The 6,573-nt window shown below is 64.4% G+C and carries 6 protein-coding genes; all 6 read left to right on the forward strand.

Going from position 1 to position 6,573, the window contains the following annotated elements; genetic code table 11:
• Positions 1-7: 7 nt before the first annotated feature.
• The 6 genes from HMPREF2559_RS00985 to HMPREF2559_RS01010 all read left to right on the forward strand — a co-directional run bounded on the left by HMPREF2559_RS00985 (position 8) and on the right by HMPREF2559_RS01010 (position 6,488).
• The gene (locus tag HMPREF2559_RS00985) at positions 8-1,021 is read left to right on the forward strand and encodes a 3-isopropylmalate dehydrogenase (protein WP_066493414.1); all 1,014 of its coding nucleotides are present in this window, start codon (positions 8-10) and stop codon (positions 1,019-1,021) included.
• Positions 1,022-1,058: 37 nt separating this feature from the next.
• Positions 1,059-2,483, forward strand: coding sequence for a hypothetical protein (locus tag HMPREF2559_RS00990; protein WP_068801705.1), 1,425 nt, complete (start codon positions 1,059-1,061; stop codon positions 2,481-2,483).
• Between the two features lie 11 nt (positions 2,484-2,494).
• A complete protein-coding gene (locus HMPREF2559_RS00995; protein WP_066493421.1) occupies positions 2,495-4,342 on the forward strand; it encodes a DUF294 nucleotidyltransferase-like domain-containing protein in 1,848 nt (615 codons plus the stop codon).
• A 23-nt stretch (positions 4,343-4,365) separates the two neighbouring features.
• Positions 4,366-4,998, forward strand: coding sequence for an exonuclease domain-containing protein (locus HMPREF2559_RS01000; protein ID WP_066493424.1), 633 nt, complete (start codon positions 4,366-4,368; stop codon positions 4,996-4,998).
• Positions 4,999-5,079: 81 nt separating this feature from the next.
• Positions 5,080-5,877, forward strand: a complete 798-nt coding sequence (locus HMPREF2559_RS01005; RefSeq protein ID WP_181734630.1) for a fumarylacetoacetate hydrolase family protein — start codon at positions 5,080-5,082, stop codon at positions 5,875-5,877.
• Between the two features lie 26 nt (positions 5,878-5,903).
• Positions 5,904-6,488, forward strand: coding sequence for a class I SAM-dependent methyltransferase (locus HMPREF2559_RS01010; RefSeq protein ID WP_066493426.1), 585 nt, complete (start codon positions 5,904-5,906; stop codon positions 6,486-6,488).
• The last annotated feature ends 85 nt before the right edge of the window (positions 6,489-6,573 follow it).

Consider the following 6,573-nt stretch of genomic DNA (forward strand, 5'->3'; position numbering starts at 1 on the left):
CCGCAAAATGAAACTCGCGGTCATTGGCGGCGACGGCATCGGCCCAGAAGTCACGGCAGAAGCGCTGAAGGTTCTCTGCGCCGTGCGCGACGATATCGAGACGACCGAGTACGACCTCGGTGCGCGTCGCTACCTGCGCAACGGGGAACTGCTCACCGAGGATGATCTGGCCTCCCTGCGCGAGCATGACGCCATTCTGCTCGGCGCCATTGGCGCCCCGGGCTCTGTACCGCCGGGCATTCTCGAACGCGGCCTGCTGCTCAAGATGCGCTTCGCACTTGACCACCACGTCAACTTGCGTCCGTCCAAGCTGTATCCGACGTCGACCTCGCCGCTGGCGAATCCGGGCGACATCGATTTCGTTGTGGTGCGCGAGGGGACCGAAGGTCTGTATTGCGGTAACGGCGGCTCGTTGAGGGTAAATACCCCCCACGAGGTCGCTTCCGAGGTCTCCCAAAATACCCGCTTCGGCGTCGAGCGCGTCGTGCGTGATGCCTTTGCGCGCGCTCAGAAGCGCCGCAAGCACGTCACGCTCGTGCACAAGACGAATGTGCTCGTCAACGCCGGTTCGCTGTGGCAGCGCACCGTCGACGAGGTTGCGCAGGAATTCCCAGATGTGACGGTCGACTACAACCACATCGACGCCGCAACCATCTACATGGTGACGGACCCGTCCCGCTATGACGTCATCGTCACGGATAACCTGTTCGGCGACATCTTGACGGACCTCGCTGGCGCCGTGACCGGCGGCATCGGCCTGGCGGCCTCCGGCAATATTGATGCCTCCGGCACCAACCCGTCCATGTTCGAGCCCGTCCACGGCTCGGCCCCGGATATTGCGGGCCAGGGCATTGCGGACCCGACTGCCGCCATCCTGTCGGGCGCCATGTTGCTGCGCCACCTGGGTGACGAGGCGGGTGCGCAGCGCATTGAGAAGGCGGTTGCCGAGGACGTATCCGCCCGCGGCGATGCCCCCATTCGTACGACTGAGGTGGGCGACCGAATCGCCGCCGTAGTCTAGACCAAATTTTGCGGGAGCGCCCTGTAGTATCAGCCCAATGACTACAGTGCGCTCCCTTCGTACGTTTTCCGCCGCCGTCCTCGCCGCGAGTGCCCTAGCTCTCGGCAGTTGCTCGAGCACGCCTGAGACGCAGACTTCCGAGGAAGTCGCAGCCCCCAGCACCCCCACAGTCGACCCCGACGCGTCATCGTTCTTTGACGCTGCGGAAGAAGCCGTCGTCACGGATAAGGACCAGGCGCTCACCGGCGCCCAGACTGCGGTCGAGAAGGGCATCCCGATGTTTTTCGATGGTCCAGATACCGCAGCGAAATTGGAAAAACTCGGCGTGACCAAGGTCTACACGGCCGGCAACGTGGGGACCTATGAGAATGCGGAGACGCTGGAGCAGGGGGCATCGGCAAGCGAGCATTTTGGGGACATGCAGACCGTTGCTGGCATGACGCCGCCGGAGCCCCGTGACCTCACCGCGCTCGTTACGGCGAAGACTGGATTGGCAGATATTGCCACGGCACGCGCCGCGGGCGCGACCGTGATGCCGCTTGCGGTGGGTGACCCGCGCGTGACGAAGGCGTCCATGGACGCCGTGTCCAAGGGCAACGTCGTGGCGCTGGGCCCGGGGTTTGGCACACAAGAAAACTTTGATCGTAGAGTCGAGCTCGCCGCGAATGGCGAGCTGCCTGGCGGCGGCGGACTCGTATTCCCGGGCCGACGCATGGTGGCGCTCTACGGGCACCCGTCGGGCCCTGCGCTCGGCGTGATGGGCGAGCAGGACCCGGCCGGCTCGGTCGCGAAGGTCAAGGAGCTCGCGGCGCAATACCAGGAGTTCACGGATTACCCGGTTATCCCAGCCTTCGAGGTCATCGCGACGGTGGCCTCCGGCGGCCCGGGACCGGATGGCAACTACTCGAATGAGTCGGACCCGGCGGAGCTGGAGCCCTACGTCGACGCGATTGTGGACGCGGGCGGGTACGCCATCCTTGACCTGCAACCGGGCCGAGCGAGCCTGTTGGAACAGGCACAGCGCTACGAGGACCTGCTCTCGGGCCCCAACGTGGGACTTGCGCTTGACCCCGAGTGGAAGATTGGTCCGGATGAGCTGCCGATGGAAAACGTCGGCCACGTCGAAGCCGCAGAGGTCAACGAGGTCGCAGACTGGCTGGCGGGGTTAGTCTCTGAGAAGAAGCTGCCGCAGAAAGCGCTCGTGCTGCACCAGTTCCAGCAGCAGATGATTCGCGACCGCGAGACAATAAAAACCGACCACCCGGAGCTTGCCTTCGTCCTTCACGCGGATGGCCACGGTCCGACCGGCGTCAAGATGGAGACATGGAACGTCATGCGGGAAGGATTGAGTTCGGACTACTTCATGGCGTGGAAGAACTTCATTGATGAAGACGAGCCCATGCTTACCCCAGAGGGAACATTTTCTGTCGAACCGCGCCCCTGGTTCGTCAGTTACCAGTAATCTAGCTCACTATGAGCCATCCTACCGTCGAGCTTGAGGAGGTCACGGGCTTCCTCGCCCAACACGAACCCTTTTCGCGCCTACCCCATCTCGCCGCGTTGACGTCAGAGCTCAGCGTGCTCTACGCCCGCCGCGGCACGCAGCTGCTGAGGGCGGGCGAACGGGGCGATAACCTCTACATCATTCGCTCCGGCGCGGTGGATGTCATCAGCGAGGAAGGCCAGCTCGTGGACCGCCGCGGGGCGGGGGAGTCTTTTGCGTATTCGACGCTCGTCGAGGATCCAGTTTCATGCTATACCTTTGACGTGGTCGAGGACTGCCTGCTCCTTGTGCTGCCGCGCGCTGCTTTTCAGGCAGTCTCCGCGGAGAACCCGGACCTCGCGCGCTTTTACGACACGGAGGCCCGCCGCGCTTCCCACCTCGCGCACGAGCTGCAGGAGGACTCGACGGAGCTGCTGCGCACGCGCCTGTCTGAGATGACGCTGCGGCCGGTACAGTCTGTGTCTCCCGATGCCACCATCGTCGAGGCCGCCCGCGCGATGACGCAGGCGGAGACATCGTCGCTGCTCGTCCTCGACGACGGCCAGCTGCGCGGCATCGTCACGGACCGTGACTTGCGCACCCGGGTTCTTGCGGCGAACCTGGATCCCTCCGAGCCCGTGCGTCGCATTATGACGGAAAATCCACTGTCCGTGCGCCCCGACGCCATGGCCATGGAAGTCCACCTTCTCATGACGGAGCGCGGCTTCCACCACATGCCGGTGGTCGGCGACCGCGTCCTCGGCGTCGTCACGGATTCGGAGATCGCCCGGCTCCTGCATGCGGATCCCATTTTTGTTGCCGCGGATTTGTCCCGCCGCAGCAGCCTCGCCGAACTCCGCGGCGCCTTTACGGAGGCCGCCACGCTCGCCGTGCGCTATATCGATCGCGGCTCGAGCCCCCAGGAGGTCGCGAACATCATTACGATGGCCGCGGACGCCTTGGCCCGGCGTCTGTGCCAACTCGGGGAGCTCGAGCTTGGCCCGCCGCCCGTGCCATATGCCTTCGTTGCGGTTGGCTCCCAGGGCCGCCGAGAAATGGGTCTCGCCTCGGACCAGGACAACGCGCTTGTCCTCGACAACTCCTATGACGCGGAGGCTCACGGCGAGTACTTCGCGCGCCTGGCCGAGTTCGTCTGCCGTGGCCTCGACGCAGGCGGCCAGTCCCTGTGCCCGGGCGACATGATGGCGATGAATCCCCGCTGGCGCATGACGGTCGTTCAGTGGGAACAGACCTTTGCAACGTGGACCGCCGCCCCGGAGCCCGATGCCTTGCTCCACGCCCAGGTATTCTTCGACTTCCGCGCGGTCGCGGGCACCCTCGCGCTGGGCGAGCGCGTCCACGCCTCGGCCGTCGCGGCGGCGACCTCGCAGCGCCTTCACGCACACCTGGCGAGCCTTGCCGCCCGCCGCGAGCCGCCGCTCACGTTCTTCCGCGGCCTCGTGGTCGAGCGTGACGGCCAGCACGTCAACACCCTCGATATCAAGAAGGGCGGCACCGCCGGCATCGTCCAAATGGCGCGCCTCTTCGCCCTTGCCGCAGGTTCGACAGCCCTCGAGACCGATGATCGTCTTTCCTCGACTGCCGGGAAAAGCGTTTCTGCCGCCGGAGCCCACGAGCTTACCGATGCCCACTCGGTCCTCCGCGCACTCACCCTCCGCCACCAATCGCTCCAGGTCCGGGCTGGGCAAACCCCGAACTATCGCATCGACCCTGCGCAGCTCAGCCGTCTCGAACGCGAACAGTTGCGCGATGCCTTTCGCATTATCAAGTCGATGCAGAACGCCTTGGCCACCAAGTATCCTGTACGCAATATCTAATTTTTGAGGGAGGAGGCTCGTCCATGCTGACTCGTTTCTTTACGCGTAGAAAGTTGGACCTCGACCCGCCCGAAAAATCCACGCCGCTCGCCAAGGTGGAGTTTCTTGCCGTCGATTTTGAAACCACCGGCTTCGACTCCAGTCGCGACCGCATTGTTTCCATGGGCTGGGTTCCCGTGCGTGGCCAGCTCATCGCGCTTGGTCTGTCTGGCTACCACGTCATCCGCGGCGTCGAGGTGGGGGAGTCCGCCACCATCCATGGCATCACCCACGACGAGTCCGCCCACGGCACTCCGCTTGCCGATGCCCTCGATGCCCTCCTCGCCGCACTCCACGGCCGCGTCCTCCTCGCGCACTTCGCCAGCATCGAGGCAGACTTTCTCGACGCCGCCTGCCTCGAGCTGCGCGGTGAGCTACCCACGCTCACCATTGCGGATACCTTCGCGCTGGAGCGGCGCCGCATGGAGCGTACCGGCGCCGTGCCCCGCGGCGAAGACCTTCGGCTCGCCCGCGTGCGTGAGCGCTATGGGCTACCACGCTACGGCAGCCACAACGCGCTGTCCGATGCCCTTGCCTGCGGCGAACTCTTTCTCGCTCAGCAATCCCATATCAACGCCGCACGCCTCAGCGACGTCGTCACCGAGCGCAGAATTTAATGCATAGCTCTTTCCAGGCGACACAGCTGTTAATCCCACCTTTGCACGTTTGCTAACCCTGCCCTGAGTATGATTGCCTCCATGCGCTTAGGACGAATTGCACACCAAGAAGGACTTTGTTTCGCCATCATCGAGGGCGAGCCCGGCTCGCTCGTCGCGAAGGAAATTTCCGGCACCCCGTTTACCCCGCCGGAGACCACCGGCCGCGAGTTTAAGGAAGGCGAGTTCCGCCTCCTCGCGCCGACGTTGCCCACCAAGGTCGTCGCGCTCGGCCGCAACTACGCCGACCACGTCGCCGAGGTCTTCGCCAAGTCAGCAGACGACCTGCCGCCGACCATTTTCGTCAAGCCGTCCACCGCCGTCATCGGCCCCGGCGCTCCCATCAAGATCCCGGAGTTCGCCACCAACGTCGAGTTCGAGGGCGAGCTCGCCGTCGTCATCTCCAAGGTCTCCAAGAACATCGATCCGGAGCACTGGCAGGACCACGTCCTTGGCTTCCTCATTTGCAACGACGTCTCCTCCCGCGACCTCCAGTTCAAGGATGGCCAGTGGGCACGTGCCAAGGGCATTGACACTTTCTGCCCGCTTGGTCCCTGGATCGAGACCGACATCAACAAGTTCGATCTCGATGACACCAAGATCAACGCCTACCTCACCCACGACGGCGTCCGCGAGCAGAAACAGGACTCCAACACGAACCAGATGATCGTGAAGATGGGCGGGATCCTCGCCGAGATCTCCCAGTCCATGACCCTACTGCCCGGCGACGTTGTCACGACCGGTTCCCCGGCTGGCACCGCGCCCATGGTCCCGGGCGACTCCATCGAGATCGAGATTCCCGGCATCGGTTCGCTCACGAACCCCATCGAGCGCGCCTAGGCACTCCTGCCAGTAGCATCGATGCAATGACACAGCACCATCATCACCACGAGCACAAGGGTCCTGGATACCAGCCCACCGCCGAGGAAATGGAAGCCCGCTACCTCGAGTCCGAGCAACTGTGGTCCGGCAACCCCAACTCCACGCTTGTCGATTACGCGGGCACGCTCAAGCCCGGCACCGCCCTTGACATCGGCTGCGGCGAAGGCGCGGACCTTGCCTGGCTCGCCGCGCACGGCTGGGACGCCGAAGGCATCGACTTCGCGCCTACCGCCGTTGCCCGCACCCGCGCACACGGATTAACCGCTCGCGTCGCGGACTTCGCCGAGCTCGGCGGCACAACCTATGACTTGGTCTCGGTCCACTACGGAGGGATTCCCGCGACCGCGGAGGCAGTCTCGCTCCTCGAGTCGCTTGTCGCTCCTGGTGGTACGCTCCTCTTCGTCCACCACGAAATGGAATCCGATGAGGTGGCCATGCCAGAATGGCTCGCCGAACAACTCACGCAGCTCGAGGTCGTCGAATTATCCCGCCGCGAACGTCACGTCACGCACGGCGCCGGGGCCATGCACCACAGAGACGTTATCCTTGTCGCTCGTCGTCATTCCTAGTCGGCGAAGCTGGTCTCCTCCGGTTCGGGCAGCGGGATGAGGTTGCGCTCGGCGGCGAGCTGTTCGGTGCGCTGGGCAATGGTCT

Source organism: Corynebacterium sp. HMSC072G08, assembly GCF_001809185.1.
In the GTDB taxonomy this organism is placed as follows: Bacteria; Actinomycetota; Actinomycetes; order Mycobacteriales; family Mycobacteriaceae; genus Corynebacterium; species Corynebacterium phoceense.

What these genes read in the sequence shown, in the direction of transcription:
- HMPREF2559_RS01000 (WP_066493424.1), top strand. Translation starts at nt 4,366, where the DNA reads ATGCTGACTCGTTTCTTTACGCGTAGAAAGTTGGACCTCGACCCGCCC.
- HMPREF2559_RS00985 (WP_066493414.1), top strand. Translation starts at nt 8, where the DNA reads ATGAAACTCGCGGTCATTGGCGGCGACGGCATCGGCCCAGAAGTCACG.
- HMPREF2559_RS01010 (WP_066493426.1), top strand. Translation starts at nt 5,904, where the DNA reads ATGACACAGCACCATCATCACCACGAGCACAAGGGTCCTGGATACCAG.
- HMPREF2559_RS00995 (WP_066493421.1), top strand. Translation starts at nt 2,495, where the DNA reads ATGAGCCATCCTACCGTCGAGCTTGAGGAGGTCACGGGCTTCCTCGCC.
- HMPREF2559_RS01005 (WP_181734630.1), top strand. Translation starts at nt 5,080, where the DNA reads ATGCGCTTAGGACGAATTGCACACCAAGAAGGACTTTGTTTCGCCATC.
- HMPREF2559_RS00990 (WP_068801705.1), top strand. Translation starts at nt 1,059, where the DNA reads ATGACTACAGTGCGCTCCCTTCGTACGTTTTCCGCCGCCGTCCTCGCC.